At 69.7% G+C, this 19882-nt stretch carries 19 protein-coding genes; 3 read left to right on the top strand and 16 right to left on the bottom strand.

Annotated elements, in window-relative coordinates; all coding sequences use genetic code 11:
- Positions 1–2: 2 nt before the first annotated feature.
- The 14 genes from gacA to AC3B6A_RS11985 all read right to left on the bottom strand — a co-directional run bounded on the left by gacA (position 3) and on the right by AC3B6A_RS11985 (position 14226).
- Positions 3–647 (bottom strand): response regulator transcription factor GacA, encoded by a 645-nt coding sequence (gene gacA / locus AC3B6A_RS12050; protein WP_015477443.1) that lies wholly within the window; start codon positions 645–647, stop codon positions 3–5.
- Between the two features lie 444 nt (positions 648–1091).
- Positions 1092–1256 carry a hypothetical protein gene (locus AC3B6A_RS12045; protein WP_488402999.1) on the bottom strand — a complete coding sequence of 55 codons (165 nt, stop codon included), beginning with the start codon at positions 1254–1256 and terminating at the stop codon, positions 1092–1094.
- Between the two features lie 218 nt (positions 1257–1474).
- On the bottom strand, positions 1475–2311 hold the full coding sequence (gene tauD, locus AC3B6A_RS12040; RefSeq protein ID WP_488402998.1) for a taurine dioxygenase: 837 nt from the start codon (positions 2309–2311) through the stop codon (positions 1475–1477).
- A gap of 111 nt (positions 2312–2422) precedes the next feature.
- Positions 2423–3241, bottom strand: coding sequence for an ABC transporter permease subunit (locus tag AC3B6A_RS12035; RefSeq protein ID WP_488402996.1), 819 nt, complete (start codon positions 3239–3241; stop codon positions 2423–2425).
- Entirely contained in the window at positions 3231–4022 is a 792-nt protein-coding gene (locus AC3B6A_RS12030; protein ID WP_488402994.1) for a taurine ABC transporter ATP-binding protein, read from the bottom strand. The genes AC3B6A_RS12035 and AC3B6A_RS12030 overlap by 11 nt, the downstream gene beginning before the upstream one ends.
- A 143-nt stretch (positions 4023–4165) precedes the next feature.
- A complete protein-coding gene (gene tauA / locus AC3B6A_RS12025) occupies positions 4166–5176 on the bottom strand; it encodes a taurine ABC transporter substrate-binding protein (RefSeq protein WP_488402993.1) in 1011 nt (336 codons plus the stop codon).
- Between the two features lie 79 nt (positions 5177–5255).
- Entirely contained in the window at positions 5256–6227 is a 972-nt protein-coding gene (locus AC3B6A_RS12020) for an aliphatic sulfonate ABC transporter substrate-binding protein (RefSeq protein ID WP_488402992.1), read from the bottom strand.
- A gap of 169 nt (positions 6228–6396) precedes the next feature.
- Positions 6397–7293 carry an acyl-CoA dehydrogenase family protein gene (locus AC3B6A_RS12015; RefSeq protein WP_488402990.1) on the bottom strand — a complete coding sequence of 299 codons (897 nt, stop codon included), beginning with the start codon at positions 7291–7293 and terminating at the stop codon, positions 6397–6399.
- A gap of 260 nt (positions 7294–7553) precedes the next feature.
- Positions 7554–8540, bottom strand: a complete 987-nt coding sequence (locus AC3B6A_RS12010) for an aliphatic sulfonate ABC transporter substrate-binding protein (RefSeq protein WP_488402989.1) — start codon at positions 8538–8540, stop codon at positions 7554–7556.
- A 122-nt stretch (positions 8541–8662) separates the two neighbouring features.
- Complete coding sequence (locus AC3B6A_RS12005; RefSeq protein ID WP_488402987.1) at positions 8663–9811, bottom strand: acyl-CoA dehydrogenase family protein; 1149 nt, start codon at positions 9809–9811, stop codon at positions 8663–8665.
- A gap of 4 nt (positions 9812–9815) precedes the next feature.
- The gene (locus tag AC3B6A_RS12000) at positions 9816–10898 is read right to left on the bottom strand and encodes an LLM class flavin-dependent oxidoreductase (protein WP_488402986.1); all 1083 of its coding nucleotides are present in this window, start codon (positions 10896–10898) and stop codon (positions 9816–9818) included.
- A gap of 35 nt (positions 10899–10933) precedes the next feature.
- Entirely contained in the window at positions 10934–11878 is a 945-nt protein-coding gene (locus AC3B6A_RS11995; RefSeq protein WP_488402984.1) for an ABC transporter substrate-binding protein, read from the bottom strand.
- A gap of 11 nt (positions 11879–11889) precedes the next feature.
- Positions 11890–12978, bottom strand: a complete 1089-nt coding sequence (locus tag AC3B6A_RS11990; protein ID WP_521774162.1) for an LLM class flavin-dependent oxidoreductase — start codon at positions 12976–12978, stop codon at positions 11890–11892.
- A gap of 351 nt (positions 12979–13329) precedes the next feature.
- On the bottom strand, positions 13330–14226 hold the full coding sequence (locus AC3B6A_RS11985) for a LysR family transcriptional regulator (protein ID WP_488402981.1): 897 nt from the start codon (positions 14224–14226) through the stop codon (positions 13330–13332).
- A 133-nt stretch (positions 14227–14359) separates the two neighbouring features.
- Between AC3B6A_RS11985 and AC3B6A_RS11980 the strand changes: the two genes are divergently transcribed.
- Positions 14360–14965 carry a 3-mercaptopropionate dioxygenase gene (locus AC3B6A_RS11980; protein WP_488402980.1) on the top strand — a complete coding sequence of 202 codons (606 nt, stop codon included), beginning with the start codon at positions 14360–14362 and terminating at the stop codon, positions 14963–14965.
- Positions 14962–16545, top strand: coding sequence for a rhodanese-related sulfurtransferase (locus AC3B6A_RS11975; RefSeq protein ID WP_488402978.1), 1584 nt, complete (start codon positions 14962–14964; stop codon positions 16543–16545). Before AC3B6A_RS11980 ends, AC3B6A_RS11975 begins: the two co-directional genes overlap by 4 nt.
- Positions 16546–16610: 65 nt before the next feature.
- Here the strand turns inward: AC3B6A_RS11975 and AC3B6A_RS11970 are convergent, their stop codons facing one another.
- Complete coding sequence (locus AC3B6A_RS11970; protein WP_488402977.1) at positions 16611–17522, bottom strand: AraC family transcriptional regulator; 912 nt, start codon at positions 17520–17522, stop codon at positions 16611–16613.
- Between the two features lie 154 nt (positions 17523–17676).
- Here AC3B6A_RS11970 and AC3B6A_RS11965 point away from each other — a divergent pair, with 154 nt between their 5' ends.
- Positions 17677–18510, top strand: coding sequence for an oxidoreductase (locus AC3B6A_RS11965; protein WP_488403576.1), 834 nt, complete (start codon positions 17677–17679; stop codon positions 18508–18510).
- 40 nt (positions 18511–18550) lie between these two features.
- Here AC3B6A_RS11965 and AC3B6A_RS11960 read toward each other — a convergent pair whose 3' ends face one another.
- The gene (locus tag AC3B6A_RS11960; protein ID WP_488402976.1) at positions 18551–19873 is read right to left on the bottom strand and encodes a cytochrome c; all 1323 of its coding nucleotides are present in this window, start codon (positions 19871–19873) and stop codon (positions 18551–18553) included.
- Positions 19874–19882 lie beyond the last annotated feature (9 nt).

Here is a 19882-nt window from a genome sequence, read left to right as displayed (position 1 = left end):
CGTCAGTTGTTGGTATCGACCATGCCGTGCCGAACGGCCAGCAGCGCCAGTTCCACGTCGCTGGTGATCGAGAGCTTCTCGAAGATGCGGTAGCGGTAGGTGTTGACGGTCTTGGGCGACAGGCAGAGCTTGTCCGAGATGCTCTGCACCTTGTGGCAGTTGGCGATCATCAGGGCGATCTGGATTTCCCGTTCGGACAGGGTATCGAAGGGGGATGCGTTCTTCTCGGGCTCGAAGGATTTCAGCGCCAGGTTCTGGGCGATCTGCGGGCTGATGTAGCGCTGGCCGGCGAACACCTGGCGGATCGCCTGGACCATTTCTTCGAGCGCCGCGCCCTTGGTGAGGTATCCGGCAGCGCCGGCCTGCATCAGCCGGGTCGGGAAAGGATCCTCCTCGCACACGGTCACCACCACCACGCGCACATCGGGCTGGCTGCGCAGCAGCTTGCGAGTCGCCTCGAGTCCGCCGATGCCGGGCATCTTCACATCCATCAGCACCACATCGGGCTTGAGTTCGCGAGCCAGCTGCAGGCCCCGCTCGCCGGAGTCGGCCTGACCAACGACCTGCAGGCCGTCGATGTCGGCGAGCATGCGGGTAATTCCGGTGCGCACCAGATCGTGATCATCGACCACCAGCACCTTGATCACACAGCACCCCTTTAAACAGAAATGGAATTGTGAAGTTCCAGCGAGAGCTTCTCGGAATTCACGAACCTTAACAGAAAGCACCGTCTCGACCTAGCTTGGTGCAGGCTTGTCAAAATGCAAGCGCCAGAGACTTGCATCCGGCGCCCCGGCAAATGCTGACAGAAATGCTCCGCAGCGTCTAGGACGGTGCTTTCAGAGGAATCAACGGGAAAGGAAGAGGTATACCATCCTGGAGACTGGACTCGACTTCCGGAGCAGGATGGCCGACCCGGGGCTCCAGGGAAGATTCGTCTGCCGCAAGACTCCCCGCCAGAAACGCGAAAGCCCCGCATGGCGGGGCTTTCAGCCAAACAGCAGGCCTCTCACGGACCACCTCCAGAGACACGGAAAGGTTTTCCGCCCCTCCCGCTCCTGGCGCCCCTGAAACAGCCGGCTTTCCGGCAGTTACAGCCGCCGGTGATTCGTGAATGGGTCCGCGTTCATGATCAGCACATTGACCACCAGCGAGGCGATGAACACCCCCAGTCCAGCCCAGAATCCCCACGCGATCCCTGCCATGACCGGAATGACTACAAGGGTCAGCGCGAGCAGCGCCAGAGCAACCTTCATTCCATTAACACCCAAACCAAAGTTTGGTCATTGTCACAGTGTCACTTCGCCATCGCAACAATCCAGATGCGAATCCCAGGGTTATCGGGTGTTGAATCGCCCTGCCCTCCCACCACTGAAACATCGCCAGGGACGAGGTTCGGAATGCCCTGTACGCGCACAAGCGGTGCAAGGCGACGGCCCCGGCCTGCCCGGCGACCAGCAAGCAGGAACCCGGCTCAGAACGGCCGGTCCCCCAGAATCGTCGCCCGGTGCATCACCCGCCGCTGCGGGCGGTAGTCGTCCACCGCGTAGTGCTGGGTCACGCGGTTGTCCCAGAAGGCCACGTCGTTCTCCTTCCAGCGCCAGCGCACGCTGAACTCCGGGCGGCTGAAGTGGGCGAACAGCAGGTCGAGGACGGCGCGGCTTTCCGCCGGTTCCAGCTCGTTGATGCGGGTGGTGAAACCGTCGCTGACGAACAGCGCCTTGCGCCCGGTGACCGGGTGCGTGCGGATCACCGGATGGCTGCGCGGCGGGTTCGCCCTGCGGGCCTCTTCCAGGCGCGCGAGGTCCGCGTCGGTGGCGCCGAAACGCTCCCGGGGGAAGGACTTGCTGATGTCGTGGGTCGCGGTGAGACCATCGAGCAGCCGCTGCAGCGGGCTCGACAGCGCCTCGAACGCCGCGATGCCGCTGGCCCACAGGGTGTCGCCGCCGGAGGGCGGCAGTTGCTTGGCGGCCAGCACGGCGCCCAGCGCCGGGGTTTCCAGGAAGGTCACGTCGGTGTGCCAGATGGCGTTGTCGCGCATGTCGGTGACGGCGGTATCGAGCACGATCACCTCGCGCTGCTCCGGCGAGCCGGGGTAGATCGGGTGGATGTGCAGGTCGCCGAAGCGCGCGGCGAAGTTCGCCTGCTGGGGCGGGGTCAGCGGCTGGTCGCGGAAGAACAGCACCTGGTGATCGAGCAGCGCCTGCTCGATCCGGCGCCGGCCGGCGTCGTCGAGCGGATCGGCCAGGCGGATGCCGGACACCACGGCGCCGAGCGCCGGGCTGAGGGGTTCGATGGTCAGGGTGGTCATGGTTCCTGCTCTCTCGTGAGGTTCACGGGGAGAGGCGCGCTCTCCCCTGCCCCCGCCTTCGGGGCGAGAGGGTCGGGTCGGTGATTCTTCAGTAGCGGTGCAGGCGCGCCATCAGTCCCAGGAAGCGAAGCGCTTCTGCACCCAGCGCAGCCCCAGTTCGAAGCTCAGCGCGATGGCGGCGATCAGCAGGATCCCCAGCACCACCACGTCGGTGGCGAGGAACTGCGCGGCGGACTGCACCATGAAGCCCAGCCCGCGGTTGGCGGCGATCAGCTCGGCGGCGACCAGGGTCGACCAGCCCACGCCCAGGGCGATGCGCAGGCCGGTCAGCACCTCCGGCAGCGCGCCGGGCAGGATCACGTGGCGTACCACCTGCCAGCGGTTGGCGCCCAGGCAGCGCACCGCCTGGATGCGCGACTTGTCCACGCGGCGCACGCCGGCGGCGGTGGCGATCAGCAGCGGGGCGAACAGCGCCAGGTAGATCAGCAGCACCTTGGACAGCTCGCCGATGCCGAACCAGATGACGATCAGCGGCAGGTAGGCCAGCGGCGGCACCGGGCGATAGAACTCCACCAGCGGATCGAAGGCCGCGCCCAGCAGCGGGTTGAGGCCCATCAGGATGCCCAGCGGAATCGCCGTGAGCACCGCCGCGCCCAGCGCCAGCAGCACGCGCAGCAGGCTGGTGCCGATGTGCTGCCAGAGCGTCGCGTCGACGTAGCCCTCGGCGCGCAGACGCTGGAAGGCTTCCACCAGCTGTTCCGGCGTGGGCAGGAACAGGGTGTCGACCCAGCCCAGGTGCGTGGCCAGCCACCACAGCGCGAAGACGCCAGCGATGCTGCCGGCGGCGGCCCAGCGGCGGTGGTCGCCCGGCACGCCGCGGGCTTTCGGCGCGGCGGCCGGGAGTTTGGCGGCGAGGGTTTCAGTGGGCATGTTCGGCCTCCGGTTCCTCAAGGAACTCATCGAGAAGCAGTTGGCGCAGGCGCGCGAATTCCGGGTCGGACTTGATCGAACGCACCGGCTCGCCGGCCGCGTAGCGGCGGGCGAAGTCCAGCGGCAGGCGCTTGACGATGCGCGCCGGCGGGCCGTCCATCACCACCAGGTCGGTGGCCAGGAACAGCGCCTCGTCGACGCTGTGGGTGATCAGGAACAGGCCCTTGCCGGTCTTGCGCCACAGGTCGAGGGTCAGCACCTGCATGCGCTCGCGGGTCAGCGCATCGAGGGCGCCGAAGGGTTCGTCGAGCAGCAGGAAATCCGGCTCCACCGCCAGCGCGCGGGCCAGGCCCAGGCGTTGCCGCTGGCCGCCGGAGAGTTGCGAGATGCGGTAGTCGGCGTGCTCGCCCAGGCCCACCAGCTTGAGCACTTCATGGGCGCGCGCGGTCCGCTCGGCGGCGCCGACGCCACGGATGCGCAGGCCCAGGGCGACGTTGTCCAGCGCGTTCAGCCAGGGCATCAGCGCGTCGTCCTGGAACACCACGCCGCGTTCGCCGCCGGGGCCGCTCAGGGTGCGGCCGTCGATCTGCACGCGGCCGCTGTCCGGCGCCTGGAAGCCCGCCAGCACGTTGAGCAGGCTGGACTTGCCGCAGCCCGACGGGCCGAGCACCACCAGGGACTCGCCCTTGGCCAGGCTGAGAGTGAGGCCCTGCAGCACGACGCGCTCGCGTCCGCGCTGCGGGAAAGCGAGGCTGACCGCCTCGGCCGTCAGACGGCTCATGTTCTGCCCTCCTGGGGTGAGAAGAAATGCGTAGCGCTTTTCGCTTTGCGCTTTTCGTAGGAGCGAGCTTGCTCGCGAACCGCCTGACATCGCTGTATCCGGCGAATCTGTTCGCGAGCAAGCTCGCTCCTACAGAAAAGAATTCAGCGCTGCCCGACCTGCACGCTTTCCGCCTGGCGCACGTAGTCGGCGCTGACGTAGGGCGAGTAGTCCTTGAGCACCGACGGCACGCGCTTCTGCTCCTTTAGGAAGGCGGCGGTGCCGGCGATGTCCCTGGCGGTGCCGCCGCCCAGCAGCGCGGACGACAGCTGCGCCTGGGACTCAGGGAAGGCGGAACCGGCCAGCAGCTCGGGCACGTCCTGCGGATCGGCGCCGGTCAGCCGGGCGATCTTCTTCACCTGCTCGGAATCGGCGGTCCATTCGGCCTTGTGGGCGTTGTAGTCGGCGAAGGAATCCAGGCTGACCCTGGCGAACTTGGCGATGACTTCCGGGTGTTGCTCGGCGAAGTCCTTGCGGGCCACCCACACCTCGAAGGTCGGCGCGCCCCACTGGCCGACCTCGGCGGCGTCGGTCAGCACCTTGCCGGACTTCTTGATCTCGCCCAGCGCGGGCGACCAGACGAAGGCGCCGTCGATGTCGCCACGGCGCCAGGCGGCGGCGATCTCGGTGGGGTTGAGGTTGACGATCTTCACCTTGGCCGGGTCGATGTTCCAGTGCTTGAGCGCGCCCAGCAGGCTGTAGTGCGAGGTCGACACGAACGGCGTGGCGATGGTCTTGCCGATCAGGTCCTCGGGCTTCCCGATCCCGCTGCCGTTGCGCACCACCAGCGCCTCGGCGGCGTTGATCTGCGCGGAGACGATGAAGGCGACGATCGGCAGGCCGCGCGAGGTGGCCGCCGCCAACGGGCTGGAGCCGAGGTTGCCGAGCTGGACGTCGCCCGAGGCGATGGCGGCGACCACTTCCGGGCCGCTGTTGAAGCGGCGCCAGTCGAGCTTCTCGCCGATGACCTTTTCATAGGTGCCATCGGCCTGCGGGACCTTGGTCGGGTCGATGCCGGTCTGGTAGCCGAGGGTGATGTCGGCCTGGGCGGCGCCAGCGACGCCGGCCAGGGCGAGCGCGGCCAGCAGGCGGCGCGGGGCACTGATGTGTTTCATGTGAAGCTCCTGGGAATGCGTACAAGGCGGCCAGCCGGGCCGTGACGGGCCGCTCCGGGCGGAGCGGCGGAAAGGGCTTTCAGTTGCTCGCCACGTCCGGCTGCCACACCGGCACTGCGCGGGCGTCGACCGGCTTGGGCAGCAGGCCCTGGGTGTAGAACGCATCGGCGATGCGCTGCTGCTCGTCGAGGCCGTCGGCGCGCACCGGCTGCACGTCGTAGCTGCGGCGGGCGTTGGCCTGCTCGACGGTGGCGGCATCGAGGTTGCCCCACAGCGGGCCGAGCAGCCTGGCGGCATCGGCGGGATGTTCCTTCACCCAGCGGCCGGTCTTCTGCAGCTCGGCGAAGACCTGCTTGAGCACTTCCGGGTGGGCCTTGGCGTAGGCGGTCGAAGCCAGGTAGTAGCGCTGGTAGCTGGCCAGGCCCTGGCCGTCGGCGAGCACGCGGGCGTTCTGCTGGCGCTGGGCGCTGGCGACGTACGGGTCCCAGGTCACCCAGGCGTCGACCTTGTGGTTCTCGAAGGCGGCGCGGCCGTCGGCGGGGGTCAGGTAGGCCGGCTGGATGTCGGAGAATTTCAGCCCGGCCTTCTGCAGCGCGGCGATCAGCAGGTAATGGCTGCCGGCGGCCTTGGTCACGGCGACGCGCTTGCCCTTGAGGTCGGCCAGCGACTTGAGCGGCGAGTCCTGCGGCACCAGGATCGATTGCGCGGTGGGCGACGGGGTTTCCCGGGCGAAATAGGTCAGCTGCGCGCCGGCGGCCTGGGCGAAGACCGGAACGGTATCGGCGACGTCGGCGGACAGGTCGACATTGCCGAGGTTGAGCGATTCGAGCAGCGGCAGGCCGCTGGGGAATTCATGCCAGGCGACCTCGATGCCCTGCCTGCCCAGCTCGCGCTCCAGGCTGCCTTGCGCCTTGACGATGGTCAGCAGGGTGGAGGACTTCTGGTAGCCGATGCGCAGGGTATCTTCGGCGTGCGCGGCAAGGGCGCCGAACAGGGCGACCGAGGCGCTGAGGCCGACGGCGAAACGACGCAGGAATGGGCGGCGGGACATGGATAGGGCTCCTCGGGTACGGGTTGGCCGCCCGCAGAGCGAGGACGGACCACTGGACAGTTCAGGTAATGCAGTCCGGTGGTCCGGTGAAATGAAGATTACAGATATAAAAAATAAGAAATAAATAATTTTTAGTTCTTAAGTAATGCCTGACGAATGCACCGCCGGATCAGTGCGCAGCCCCCAGCAGCCGCGCCCTCAGGCTCTCCGCGCGAAGGCTGGCCTGCACCGCCTCGCGCGCCACCGCCAGCGCCTGGATGGCCAGGTTGGAGAAATGGCTGCTGCGGCTGAAGCTCAGCGCGGCGCCGGCCTCGATGTCCTCGTCCAGTTGCGCCGCGGCCTGCTCGCCGAGCACCAGCCCCAGCCCGAGCAGCCGCGACAGCGCGGAGTCCTCGGCCAGCGCCAGCCGATCAGCCGCCTGCAGCGCCAGGCCCAGGGCGACGTTGGCTTCCAGCAGCAACGCCAGACCGTCGCACAGCGAGCGCCGCGGCGTGATCGCCAGGCCCGGCGGCAGCAGGATGTCCTCGGGATGCACACGCAGCTCATGGCATTGCGCGCCGCCGCGCAGCACCAGGCCGGCGCGGGTCGCGGGCAGCGCGGCGTACAGGTAGTCGCGGCCCGGCTCGTACCAGGCGCGCAGCACCAGCCAGTCGGCGGCCTCGACGCTGAAGGCGTCCCACTCCGCGCCGTTGACCCGGAAGCCGCCGCGCACATGCTCGGCGGCCCGCAGCGACGGACCATCGCCCAGCGCGCCCCACAGCGGCTCGCGCATCAGGGTGAGGCTCAACAAGCGCTGCGCCTGCTCGCGGCTACCCAGCAGGCTCACGCGGGCGAGCTGCAGGTGATGCATGGCGAACAGCCGGGCCAGGCCGCCATCGCGCTCGCAGAGATCGCGCAGGGTCTGCAGGATGTCCCGCCAGGGACGGGCGCCGCCGCCCAGCCGGACCGGCAGCGACAGCCGCAGCAGGCCCGACTCGCGCAAGGCGCGGGCCCAGGCCCCGGCGGCACCGGGAACAGATGGGGCGACCGGCCGGGCCGTGGCCAGCCGGAACGGGACAACGCTCATGCACACCTCGAAGAACACGGGAGAATCAGTGGCCTGGGCGTTGGGCGCGCGGCTGGACTGAAGCGCAAAGACTCGGGAAGGCTCCGTTGCGCCGCCGGAAAGAACCGGCGGCCGGAGCGGTGCTTAGAACCATATCCAAGCACTGACTAGAGGTTAAATAACCTTTTTGCCTTAGCTGAGAACCGTCACGGCTGCCGGCCCCTGCTCCACCGCGAGCCGGCCCGCGCGGCAGGCCCAGGCCCTGCTTCATGGAAAGCCCCTCAACGCTGGCCGACGGCAATGTCGGCGGGCAGCGTGCGGGCCACCTCGCCCGCGCCGCGCGACAGGCTGAAATCGAAGGCCGGCGCGACCTGCAGCGCCTTGGGCAGCACGCCTTCGCCGTGGAAGAAGTCGGCGGCCTTCTGCAGCGTCGCGGCGACGCGCTCGTCGAACACGATGGGGCTGATGCGCGCCTCGCCGACCCAGCGGCGGGTCACTTCCTGCGGCATGTTCAGGTCCTTGGCCAGCGCCGCGGCGAATTGCTCCGGGTGCTGCAGCGCCCAGGCCTGGGCACGCGCCAGGCGGGTCATCAGGTCGCTGATCGCGGCCTTCTTGGCGGCGATGGCGGCGTCGCTGGCCAGGGCGTAGGAATAGCCGGTCATGATGCCGTCGCCGTTGTCGATCACCCGCGCCTGGTCGAGCAGCACGGCGCTGGAGGTGTAGGGCTCCCACGGCACCCAGGCGTCCACCGAGCCGCGCACCAGGGCGGCGCGGCCGTCCACCGGGCCGAGGAAGGAGAAGGTCACGTCCTCGGGCTTGAGCCCGGCGCGGCGCAACGCGCCCAGGGCCATGAAGTGTCCCCAGCCGCCACGGTTCACGGCGATGCGCTTGCCCTTGAGTTCGGCCACCGAGTGGATCGGCGAGTCCTTGCCGACCACCAGCGCCACCGTCGCCGGGTTGAAGTGCCAGGCGCCCACCGCCTTGAGCGGCGCGCCGGCGGCGTAGACGAAGAGGAACGGGATGTCGCCGGCGAAGCCGACGTCCAGGGCGCCGGCGTTGAGCGCTTCGAGCACCGGGGCGCCCGAGGGGAAGGTGGACAGTTCCAGCGTATACGGCAGGTTGTCGAGCTCGCCGGAGGCGCGCAGCGAGGCGTAGCGGTCGCCCTTCACGTCGCCCAGGCGCAGGGCGACGGGTTCGGCGGCACTGGCCGCGCCGGCCAGCAGGGTCGCGGCCAGCAGGCCGGCGATGACACGCAAGGATCGTTTCATGGGGCATTCTCCACACGGCTCCGAACGGAGGCCGAGGTTGTCGGGGGGCTATCCGTTCCGCCGGTGCGGTCGCCGATATTGCCGTCAGGTTGCGTGGCCCGCGCAGGGCGGGCCGGTTCGGTTCAGGGGAACAGCGCGGCCTTGCCGGCCTGGGTCTGGACACTGTCCTTCTGTGGGGTATGGACGCGGCCGCAGAGCACGTCGCGGTAGTGGCGCTGCAGCGGGTTGTGGCGGCTCAGGCCATGGTTGCCGGTCAGTTCGAGCGCCTTCCCGACGGCGGCGATGGCGTTGTCGGTGACGGCGACCTTGATCAGCCCGGCTTCGCTGGCGCTGAGCCGGTCGCGGCAGGCCGCGTCGAGCAGCAGGCGGTTCTGCAGCAACAGTCCTTCGATGCCGCCGAGCGCTTCCTGCACCCTCGGCAGGCTCGCCAGCGGCGCGCCGAGGCTGGCCGGCGCGCGCTCGCGCAGCCAGTCCACGAGCCAGTCGCGGGCGGCCCCGGCTATGCCGTCGTAGAGCGCGCCGAGCAACGCCGCGCTGGCCTGGGCGAAGTCGCGCTGCACGGCTTCGTCCGGCGCCGGCGGGCGGTCATGGGGATACAGGCCGACGGCGTGATCCAGCGGCACCGGCACGTCCGCGAAGATCACCTCGTGGCTGCCGGTGGCGCGCATGCCCAGGTGGTCCCAGCTTTCGACGATGCGGATGCCGGGGCTGTCGCGGCGCACCAGCCAGCTGCCCACGCGGGGCGTCGGCTCGTCGCTGCGCGCCCACACCGCCAGCCAGGTCAGGCCGGGAATGCCGGTGGTGTAGAGCTTGTGGCCGGACAGCCGCCAGCCGTCGCCGTCGCGCCGGGCGACGGTGTGCGGCAAGCCGCCCCGCGCCGGCGAGCCCAGCTCCGGTTCGACCCGCAGGCTGTTGATCAGCGCGCCCTGCTCCAGCGCCTCGCGGGCCACGCGGCGCTTGAGCGCCTCGGGCCAGCCGGGGTTGTCCGCCAGCCGGCGCAGGTGCAGGTACTGCATGCACAGCATCAGCGCGGTGGACGGCTCGCCACGGGCCACCGCGCCGATCACCCGGCGCAGCTCGCCCAGGCTCGCGCCGGGGCCGCCGAGCGAGGCCGGCAGGGCCAGCCCGAGCAGGCCGTGGCGGCGCAGCAGGTCGAGGTTGGCGTGGGGAAAGTCGCCGCTGCGATCCAGCGCATCGGCGCCTTCGGCCAGTTGCCGGGTCAGTTCCGGCAGTTGGCCGAGCGCCACCGGGAGGCTTTGCGGGAGGCTCATCGGATCAGGCCGTTTCACGCCGGCGCTCGCGCTCGGCGACCTTGGCGCGGGTCAGCGGGATCAGCTCGCGGCCGTATTCCACGGCGTCGTTGAGCGGGTCGAAACCGCGGATGAGGATGTTGCGCACGCCCAGGTCGTAGTAGGCCAGCAGCGCATCGGCCACCTGCTCCGGTGTGCCCACCAGCGCGGTGGAGTTGTGCCCGCCGCCCACCAGTCTGGCGATGCCGGTCCACAGGCGCTCGTCCAGCCGGTCGCCCTGCTCCACCGCCTTCAGCAGGCGCTGGGCGCCGACGCTCTGCGGCTTGCCCTTGGGGAACCCGGCGGCGCCGAGGCGCTCGCCGGCGCTGTCGCGGATCGCCTCGGCCTTGGCCCAGGCCTCCTCCTCGGTGCGCCCGAGGATCGGCCGGAACGACAGGCTGAACTCCACCTCGCGGCCATGCCGGCGCGCCTGCTCGCGCACCGCGGCGATGGTCTCGGCGGCCTGCGCCAGCGGCTCGCCCCAGAGCATGAAGACGTCGGCCTGCTTGCCGGCGACCTTCAGCGCGGCCTCCGAGGAGCCGCCGAAATACACCGGGAGGTGCGGCTTCTGCTGCGGGCGGATGGCCGAGAAAGCCTGCTCCACGCGGTAGTGCTCGCCGTGGAAATCGAAGGGTTCGGCGCTGGTCCAGCTGCGCTTGAGCACTTCGATGAACTCGTCGGTGCGGGCGTAGCGCTGGTCGTGGTCGAGGTAGTCGCCGTCCTTGCGCTGGTCGGCGTCGCTGCCGCCGCTGATGATGTGCACCGCCAGGCGCCCGTCGAGCAGGTGCTCCAGGGTGGCCAGCTTGCGCGCGGCCAGGGTCGGCGCGACGAAACCGGGGCGATGCGCCAGCAGGACGTTGATCTTCGAGGTGGCGAGGCCGGCGGTGGCCGCCACCAGGAAGCCGTCGGGCTGGTCCGACCAGTAGCCGACCAGGATGCGGTCGAAGCCGGCCTCCTCGTGGGCGCGGGCGAAAGCGGCGATGTACTGCTTGTCGAGGATGGGCCCGACAGGGGCGATGGTTTCCGAGGCCAGGCGATGGCCGATCATGCCGAGGAACTGGATGCTCATGGCGGTGCTCCGTGCTTGATTCGTGGAAGAAAATGTCAGTGGAAGGCGCTGGCGAAGGAGCTGTCGATCACGCTGGAGGTGTCGAAGGCCCCGGGCAGCGCGCCGGTCTGCAGGAGGAAGTCGGCGGTGCCCTGGTAATCGGCGGCGGCCTGCTTGTCCACCGGGCCGACGCTCATGGCGGCCTGGCCGATCCAGTGGCGCGACACGGACGGGTCGAGGTTGGCCTTCTTCGCCCAGATGTCGGCGTACTGCTCCTTGTGCGCCTCGACCCAGGCGCGGGCCTTCTGCAGGCGGCCGAGGAAGTCGGCGATCTGCGCGCGCTTGGGCTCGATGGCGCCGGCGTTGGCGGCGATGCTCGACAGGCCCGGCATCAGGTCGCGGGCGGTGAGGATCGGCCGCGCGCCGGAGAACACGATCTGCTGCGAGATGTACGGCTCCCACACCGGGAAGGCGTCGATGCTGCCGCGCGGCAAGGCGGCGGCGGCGTCGATGGGCATCAGCTTGACGAACTCCACGTAGTCGCCCGGCAGGCCGGCCTTCTCCAGCGCGCGCAGGGTCAGCTGCTGGCTCCAGGCGCCGGGCCAGTAGGCGACCTTCTTGCCCTTGAGGTCGGCGATGGACTTCACCGGGGAATCCTTGGGCACCAGCAGCGCGATGGTGTCGGGGTTCTGCCGCGAAATGCCGATCAGCTTCACCGGCGCACCCTTGGCGGCGAGGAAGATGAAGCCGGAGTCGCCGAGGAAGCCCAGGTCCAGCGCGCCGGCCTGCAACCCTTCGGCCACTGGCGCGGCGGACTGGAAGTGCTTCCAGTCGACCCTGTAGGGCGCGCCTTCGAGCACCCCGGAGGCCTCCATCGACGCGCGCACGTTGTAGTAGTTCTGGTCGCCCACCCGCAGGGTCGGCAGGTCGGCGGCGTGGGCCAGCGGCGCGCCCAGCAGCAGCGCGGCGAACGTGGCGCGCAGGCGTTGCTTCAGGTTCATCGGAAAGCTCCTCAGCCGGCGCGCCGCAGCTGCGGCAGGCGGGCGATCTGTTCATGGATGGCGGGGATCAGGCCCTGGCCGTAGCGCACGGCGTCGCCGAGCGGGTCGAAGCCACGGATCAGGAAGGTGGAAACGCCCAGGCGGTAGTACTCGCCCAGCGCGGCGGCGACCTGCTCGGGGGTGCCGACCAGGGCGGTGGAATTCCAGCGCGCGCCGGTCAGGCGGGCCACGCCGGTCCACAGGCGGGTGTCGAGCACCTCGCCCTGCCCGGCCGCCGCCAGCAGGCGTTGCGAGCCGACGTTCTCCGGCTTGTGGTCGCCCAGCGGCAGGCCGAGGCGCACACGGTTCTCGCGCACCTGTTCGAGCACTTCGGCGGCGCGCTTCCAGGCGGCTTCCTCGGTGTCAGCGACGATCGGCCGGAACGACACCGAGAAGCGCGGATCGCGGCCCTGCGCCCGGGCGGCGGCGCGCACCCGCTGGATGTGCTGCCCGACGGCGGCCAGCGGCTCGCCCCAGAGCATGTACGTGTCGGCATGCTTCGCCGCGACCGCGATGGCGGCGTCGGAGGAGCCGCTGAAGTAGATCGGGAGGTGCGGCGTCTGCCGCGGGCGCACGGCCGGCGAGGCGCCCTGGAAGCGGTAGAACTCGCCGGCGAAATCCACCGGCGCCTCGGCGCTCCAGATGCGCCGCAGGGCGGTGAGGTATTCGTCGGTGCGGGCGTAGCGGCGGTCGTGGTCGAGGTAGTCGCCGTCGCGCGCCAGGTCTTCGTCGTTGCCGCCGCTGACCACGTTGAGGGCCAGGCGGCCGTCGCTGAACTGGTCGAGGGTGGCGAGCTGGCGGGCGGCCAGCGGCGGCGCGATCACGCCCGGCCGATAGGCCAGCAGGATGCCCAGCCGGCGGGTGGCGGCGGCGACGAAGGAACTGACCACCGCGCCCTCGGCGGCGTTGCTGAAGTAGCCCACCAGCACGCGGTCGAAGCCGGCGTCCTCATGGGCCTGGGCGAAACGCCGGACGAACCCGGCGTCCACCGCGTCCCCCAATGGCTGATCCACCTCGGAACTCGGGGTGGCGGTGATCATGCCGAGAATTTCCACGCTCACTGTGTTGCCCTCGCCTGAGCCGCTGCATAAGGTCGCGGCGCTCGTTATAAGAAAAACGTCTTGTCAGACGTTGTTCTTAGAAGCTATAGGCAAGTGTTTCATGATGGAAATTCATTTTTGTCATATCCTAATATGCTAATTGAGCATATTCAGGCGTGACAAAGTTGCGCGCCGCGCTTTCCCGCTTTGCTGCTCGCAGGCGAACCGTAGGAGCGGACCTTGTCCGCGATGCGTTCAACACGCACCGCTGTTCGCGGAGAAGCTCCGCTCCTACGAAAGCGGTTCCGCCATGGCGGGTTGCAGGCGGTTCGCGAGCAAGCTCGCGCCTACAAGGGGAGACGGCGCGCTGAATCAGCCCGCCGTGATTTCCAGCGCGTCGGCCACCGCCGCGCCGAACAGCCGCGCGGGCGTTTCCAGGTTGCCCAGCAGGCGCGGGCGCACCAGCCAGAGCTGGATCAGCGGCTGGAAGTCCTCCAGTTCCAGCACCCGCAGCTGCTCGCGATAGCGGCTGCGCGCGAGGGCCGGCGCCGGCACCAGGCCCAGTCCCCGGCCTTCCGCCACCAGGCCGAGCTGCAATTCGCTGCCGAAGGTTTCCAGGTTCAGCTGCAGGCCCAGGCCCTGGTCGGCCAGGGCGCGCTGCAGGCCGGCGCGGAAGCCGCAACCGTCCGGGTTGAGCACCCAGCCGTGCGGGTGGCAGTCGAGCAGGCGGCGGGCCTGGATGTCGCTGTCCTTCGCCACCACCACGCGCAGTTCGACCCGCCCCAGCGCCGTGGCGCCGAGGTCGTCGGGGAACACCTTGTTCGGCGGGAACAGCACCACCGCCGCGTCCAGTTCGGCGTTGTCCAGCCGCGCCAGCAGGTGGCCGCCCCAGCCGCTGCTGACCTGCGCGCGCAGCTCCGGGTACTCGCCCGCCAGCCGCCGCAGGGCCTCCAGCAGCACCACCTCGCCGATGCTCTGCGGCACGCCCAGGCGCAGCACGCCGCTGGGCGCGGCGTCGCTGGCCACCAGTTCGCGCAGGCCGTCCACCTCGCGCAGCACCCGGCGGCACTGCTCGAACACCCGGCGCCCGGCGGCGGTGGGTTTGAGCGGCTTGGTGTTGCGGTCGAGCAATGCCACCCCGAGGGACTCCTCCAGGCTCTGCACCCGGCGGGTGATGGCCGACTGGGTCAGGCCCAGGCTTTCGGCGGCCTGGCTCAGGGAGGCGCTGCGGATCACCGCGACGAAGGCGTCGATGTCATCGATCTTCATGGACATTGACCTGCATGGATGGTCGAAGAAATTTTGCACTTCTCGCATATTAGCTTAGATTCAAAATGCATTTCAGGAATAAAAACGCCTTTGCTACCGTAGCGCCAAACCTGATCGGAGTGAGCCCATCCCCATGCCAGCCCCCCTGCGCCTCGACCGCCTGCGCCAGTTCATCGGCGACCTCGCGGCACTGCTCGACACCCGCCCCGACGAAGCCTCGCTGCTCGCCCAGGCCCGCCCGCTGCTGGCCGAACTGGTGCGGCATGACGACTGGCTGCCCGAGGACTACGCCCGCCCCGACCCGCAGCGCTACCAGCAGTACCTGCTGCACGCCGACTCGCGGCAGCGCTTCTCGGTGGTCAGCTTCGTCTGGGGCCCGGGCCAGCGCACGCCGGTGCACGACCACCGCGTCTGGGGCCTGATCGGCATGCTGCGCGGCGCCGAGTATTCGCAGCCCTTCGCCTTCGCCGCCGACGGCAGCCTGCGACCCGCCGGCGAACCCCGGCGCCTGGAGCCCGGCGAGGTGGAAGCGGTGTCGCCGCGCATCGGCGACATCCATCAGGTGAGCAACGCCTTCGCCGACCGCCCGTCCATCAGCATCCACGTCTACGGCGCCAACATCGGCGCGGTCCGGCGTGCGGTGTTCAGCGCCGAAGGCGAAGAGAAGCCCTTCATCTCCGGCTATTCCAACAGCCGCCTGCCCAATATCTGGGACCTGTCGAAAGAGAACCCCGCATGAGCCAGATCGCCCGCCGCAGCTTCCACGACATCCACGCCGCCCTCCTCGCCCGCCAGGAACTGGCGCTGCTCGACGTGCGCGAGGAAGACCCGTTCGCCCAGGCGCACCCGCTGTTCGCCGCCAACCTGCCGCTATCGAAGCTGGAGCTGGAAATCCACGCCCGCGTGCCGCGCCGCGACACGCCGGTCACCGTCTATGACGACGGCGAAGGCCTGGCCGAAGTCGCCGCGCAGCGCCTGCTCGGCCTCGGCTACCGCGACGTGGCCCTGCTCGACGGCGGCCTGGCCGGCTGGCGCGAGGCCGGCGGCGAGCTGTTCAAGGACGTCAACGTGCCGAGCAAGTCCTTCGGCGAACTGGTGGAAGCCCGGCGCCACACCCCGTCGCTGGCCGCCGAGGACGTGCAGGCGCTGCTCGACGCGCAAGCCGACGTGGTGGTGCTGGACGCCCGCCGCTTCGACGAATACCAGACCATGAGCATCCCCGGCGGCATCAGCGTGCCCGGCGCCGAACTGGTGCTGCGCGTGGCCGAGCTGGCGCCGGACCCGGCCACCCGGGTGATCGTCAACTGCGCCGGGCGCACCCGCAGCATCATCGGCACCCAGTCGCTGGTGAACGCCGGCATTCCCAACCCGGTGTCGGCGCTGCGCAACGGCACCATCGGCTGGACCCTCGCCGGGCAGCGACTGGAGCACGGCCAGGCGCGGCGCTTCGGCGAAGTCTCCGGCGCCACCCGCGAGTCCGCCGCCCGGCGCGCCCGCGCCGTGGCCGACCGCGCGGGCGTCACGCGCATCGACCTGGCCGGCCTGCGCCAATGGCAGGCCGACGCGGCGCGCACCACCTACCTGTTCGACGTGCGCACGCCCGAGGAATACGCAGCCGGCCACCTGCCCGGCTCGCGCTCCACGCCCGGCGGGCAGCTGGTGCAGGAAACCGACCATGTCGCCAGCGTGCGCGGCGCGCGGCTGGTGCTGGCGGACGACGACGGCGCGCGCGCCAACATGAGCGCTTCCTGGCTGGCCCAGATGGGCTGGCAGGTGGCGGTGCTGGACGGGCTGTCCGCCGCCGACTTCAGCGAGCAAGGCGCGTGGAACGCCCCGCTGCCGGCCAGGCCGCAGGCCGAGACCATCGCCCCGCAGACCCTGGCCGACTGGCTGCGCGAGCCGGGCACCCGGGTGCTCGACTTCACCGCCAGCGCCAACTACGTGAAACGCCACATCCCCGGCGCCGCCTGGGCCCTGCGCAGCCAGCTGAAGCAGGCCCTGGCGCAGCTGGGCGATGCCGAACGCTACGTGCTCACCTGCGGCAGCAGCCTGCTGGCGCGCTTCGCCGTGGCGGAAGTGGAGGTGCTGAGCGGCAAGCCGGTGTTCCTGCTCGACGGCGGCACCGCCGCCTGGGTCGCCGCCGGCCTGCCCACCGAGGACGGCGAAAGCCTGCTGGCCGCGCCGCGCATCGACCGCTATCGCCGCCCCTACGAGGGCACCGACAACCCGCGCGAGGCCATGCAGGGCTACCTGGACTGGGAATTCGGCCTGGTGGAACAACTGGGCCGCGACGGCACCCACGGCTTCTTCGTGATCTGACGCGAACGCGCCCGCCGACAGTCTCCCGTGGGCGGGCGCCGGGGGTTCGTCACGACGAGCCGGACTCAGTGCGACGAGACATACGCCGTGTCCGCGAATGCCGCCGGGAGCGCGAAGCTCCCGCGCATGCGCTTGGCTTCCGCGGCCGGCGTCAGGCCGAACAGACGCTTGAATTCCCTGCTGAACTGCGACGGGCTCGTGTAACCCACGGCGAGCCCCGCCGCCTCCGCGGTCAGGTCGTTGCGCACCATCAGCAGGCGGGCCTGATGCAGCCGCGTCGACTTCACGTACTGCATCGGCGACACCTGGGCGATTGCCTTGAAGTGGCTGTGGAAGCTCGGAACGCTCATGCCCGCCGCGGCGGCCAGTTGCCGCACGTCGAGGGGCTGCGCATAGCGCGCGTGGATCAGGCGCAGTGACCGGCCTATCCGGCCGAACTGCCCGCGCATCGCCAGGGCCTCGCGCATCGAGCTGCCCTGGGCGCCGGTGAGCACCCGGAAGTACAGCTCACGCAGCAGCCCGTCGCCCAGGATGGCCGCTTCGAGCGGCCGCCGCAGCGCTTCGAGGAAGCGCAACACGGACGCCTGCATCGCGTCGTCCATCGGCGTCGACATCATGCTCTGCGGCGCTCGCGCGGGCTCCGCCAGTCCCTGGCGGTCGATCTGTTCCGCCAGCTCGGCGGCCAGTTTGAAATCGAGGTGCAGATACAGCGCCAGCAGCGGGCGCGCCTCGGTCGCGTCGGTCTCCATGCTGAACGGCACGGGCACGGACACGGCCAGGTAGTGGCGCTCATCGTACAGATAGACCTGGTCGCCGAAATAACCCCGCTTGCGGCCCTGGCAGACGATCACGATGCCGGGGTCGTAGAGGACGGGCGTGCGCGCCAGTGCCCGGTTCGAGCGCAGGATGCGCACGCTCGGCAGCGCCGTCAGGTTGTAGCCCTCGTCGGGCGCCAACTCGCGCAGCAGGGCAGCCATGCGCTCCTGGCTTTGGCAGGACGGGTCCGGATACGGGGTCGATGCCTGTTTCGTGCTCATAGTTTTATGCAAGAAAATCAGCGTAATTCAGCTTATCGAGCTTCGTTTGCCAGACCAGTATGCACTCTCCAATCAACAACCGGGAGAAGCCTCAATGGCATCCAGCAAAACCCTGCTCATCACCGGCGTCAGCAGCGGCTTCGGCCGCGCGCTCGCAGAGGAAGCACTGGCGGCGGGTCACAAGGTCGTCGGTACGCTGAGAAGTGCGCAGGCAAAGCGTGACTTCGAGTCACTTTCCACGAATACCGCCTGGGGGCGTGTGCTCGACGTGACCGACTTCGACGCGATCGACGGCGTCGTGGCGGAAATCGAGGCCGACGTCGGCCCCATCGACGTGCTGGTCAACAATGCCGGCTACGGCCACGAGGGCATCATGGAGGAGTCGCCGCTGTCGGAGATGCGCCGGCAGTTCGAGGTGAATGTGTTTGGCGCGGTGGCCATGATGAAGGCCGTCCTGCCGTTCATGCGCGAGCGCCGCCGCGGCCACATCCTGAATATCACCTCCATGGGCGGCTTCATCACGATGCCGGGAATCGCCTATTACTGCGGCAGCAAGTTTGCGCTGGAGGGCATCTCCGAGGCGCTGGGCAAGGAGGTCGAACCCTTCGGCATTGCCGTGACGGCCGTGGCGCCGGGCTCATTCCGCACCGACTGGGCGGGCCGCTCGATGGCCCGGACGCCCCGCTCGATTGCCGATTACGACGCCAGCTTCAACCCCATCCGCGAAGCCCGCGAGGCAAAAAGCGGCAAGCAACCGGGCAACCCCAGGAAGGCGGCGCGGGCCATGCTGGCCGCCATTGCTGCGGACCGCCCGCCCGCGCATCTTCTGCTCGGCAGCGACGCACTCGGGCTGGTGCGAGGCAAGTTGTCGGCATTGAACGTCGAAATCGACGCCTGGGAGGCGACCAGCGTTTCGACGGATGGCTGAGGAGCGATGCGGGAGCGGATTCACCGCTCCCTCGCTTCGATCAGGGGGTGTGCCGGACACTTGTCGTCGTGCTCTCGATCAGCCGGTCCGCATCGAAGGCCTGCAGCGGCCCACCGCTGCGCAACTTGCTGACCTGAGCCGCATCGACGGCCCCCGCCTGGTTGCCCCAGCTGCTGCGGATGAAGTTGACCACGTCGGCCACCTGCTGGTCGGACAGCCGCCAGGCGAAGCCGGGCATGCTGAAGGTGGACGGCGCCGTCTGCGTCGCCGGCAGGGTCCCGCCGTCGAGCACGATGTGGATCAGCGAGGTGGCGTCGGCGCTGTGCAGCACCGGGTTGCCGGCCAGCGCCGGGAACACCCGCGCGTAGCCCTTGCCGTCGGTGCGGTGGCAGGCCGCGCAGTTGTCGACGTAGAGCGCGGCGCCGGTCTTGCCGTCGTCGCCCTTCCACAGCGCCTCGGCGACCTGGCGGTCTTCGCGGAACGGCTGGTCGTCCGGGTTCACCGGCGGCAGTGCCTTCAGGTAGCGGGCGATGGCCGTGAGGTCGGCGTCGCTCATGTACTGCATGCTGTGCTCGACCACGTCGCCCATGCCGCCGAACACGGCCGTGCGCTCGGTGCGCCCGGTCTTGAGGAAGGCGGCGATCTCCGCCTCGCTCCAGCTGCCCAGGCCGTCCTTGTGGTCGCCGCGCAGGTTCTTGGCGATCCAGCCTTCCAGCGGCGCGCTGCCGGACAGGTAGAGCGCGCCGTCGGTGGCGCCCAGGGCCTTCTCCTGCATGGTCAGGGCGCGCGGCGTGTGGCAGGCGCCGCAGTGGCCCAGGCCTTCGACCAGGTAGGCGCCGCGCGCCAGCACCGGGTCCTGCCCGGCGGCCTCGAAGGGCTTGACCTGCGGGGCGAAGAGGCCGCGCCAGATCGCCAGCGGCCAGCGCATGCTCAGCGGCCAGGGGATCTCGCTGTCCCTGTTCTGCTGCGCCACCGGCGCCACGCCGTGCATGAAGTAGGCGTAGAGCGCGCGCATGTCCTCGTCGCTGACGCGGGCGTAGGACGGGTACGGCATCGCCGGGTACAGGGTGCTGCCGTCCTTGCCGATCCCCTGGCGCACGGCGCGCTCGAAGTCTTCGTAGCGGTAGTCGCCGATGCCGCTCTTGTCCGGGGTGATGTTGGTGGAATAGATGGCGCCGATGGGCGTGACCATGGGCAGGCCGCCGGCGAACGGCTGGCCGCCCCTGGCGGTGTGGCAGGCCACGCAGTCGCCGGCGCGGGCCAGGTATTCGCCCTGCTTGAGCAGCGCCGGGTCGGCCGCGTCGGAGGCATGCAGCGCGGTGCTGGCGGCCGCGGCCAGGGCGGCGATCAGGAATGTCTTCATGCGCGGGGC

This window comes from Pseudomonas sp. B12(2026) (assembly GCF_057767015.1).
Note: the sequence above shows the minus strand (reverse complement) of the source record. Positions and strands in the feature narration are given on the sequence as shown.

Coding starts and splice junctions, on each gene's coding strand:
- AC3B6A_RS12045 (WP_488402999.1), bottom strand. CDS start 1,256: ATGAAGGTTGCTCTGGCGCTGCTCGCGCTGACCCTTGTAGTCATTCCG.
- tauD (WP_488402998.1), bottom strand. CDS start 2,311: ATGACCACCCTGACCATCGAACCCCTCAGCCCGGCGCTCGGCGCCGTG.
- AC3B6A_RS12035 (WP_488402996.1), bottom strand. CDS start 3,241: ATGCCCACTGAAACCCTCGCCGCCAAACTCCCGGCCGCCGCGCCGAAA.
- AC3B6A_RS12030 (WP_488402994.1), bottom strand. CDS start 4,022: ATGAGCCGTCTGACGGCCGAGGCGGTCAGCCTCGCTTTCCCGCAGCGC.
- tauA (WP_488402993.1), bottom strand. CDS start 5,176: ATGAAACACATCAGTGCCCCGCGCCGCCTGCTGGCCGCGCTCGCCCTG.
- AC3B6A_RS12020 (WP_488402992.1), bottom strand. CDS start 6,227: ATGTCCCGCCGCCCATTCCTGCGTCGTTTCGCCGTCGGCCTCAGCGCC.
- AC3B6A_RS12015 (WP_488402990.1), bottom strand. CDS start 7,293: ATGAGCGTTGTCCCGTTCCGGCTGGCCACGGCCCGGCCGGTCGCCCCA.
- AC3B6A_RS12010 (WP_488402989.1), bottom strand. CDS start 8,540: ATGAAACGATCCTTGCGTGTCATCGCCGGCCTGCTGGCCGCGACCCTG.
- AC3B6A_RS12005 (WP_488402987.1), bottom strand. CDS start 9,811: ATGAGCCTCCCGCAAAGCCTCCCGGTGGCGCTCGGCCAACTGCCGGAA.
- AC3B6A_RS12000 (WP_488402986.1), bottom strand. CDS start 10,898: ATGAGCATCCAGTTCCTCGGCATGATCGGCCATCGCCTGGCCTCGGAA.
- AC3B6A_RS11995 (WP_488402984.1), bottom strand. CDS start 11,878: ATGAACCTGAAGCAACGCCTGCGCGCCACGTTCGCCGCGCTGCTGCTG.
- AC3B6A_RS11985 (WP_488402981.1), bottom strand. CDS start 14,226: ATGAAGATCGATGACATCGACGCCTTCGTCGCGGTGATCCGCAGCGCC.
- AC3B6A_RS11980 (WP_488402980.1), top strand. CDS start 14,360: ATGCCAGCCCCCCTGCGCCTCGACCGCCTGCGCCAGTTCATCGGCGAC.
- AC3B6A_RS11975 (WP_488402978.1), top strand. CDS start 14,962: ATGAGCCAGATCGCCCGCCGCAGCTTCCACGACATCCACGCCGCCCTC.
- AC3B6A_RS11970 (WP_488402977.1), bottom strand. CDS start 17,522: ATGGCTGCCCTGCTGCGCGAGTTGGCGCCCGACGAGGGCTACAACCTG.
- AC3B6A_RS11965 (WP_488403576.1), top strand. CDS start 17,677: ATGGCATCCAGCAAAACCCTGCTCATCACCGGCGTCAGCAGCGGCTTC.
- AC3B6A_RS11960 (WP_488402976.1), bottom strand. CDS start 19,873: ATGAAGACATTCCTGATCGCCGCCCTGGCCGCGGCCGCCAGCACCGCG.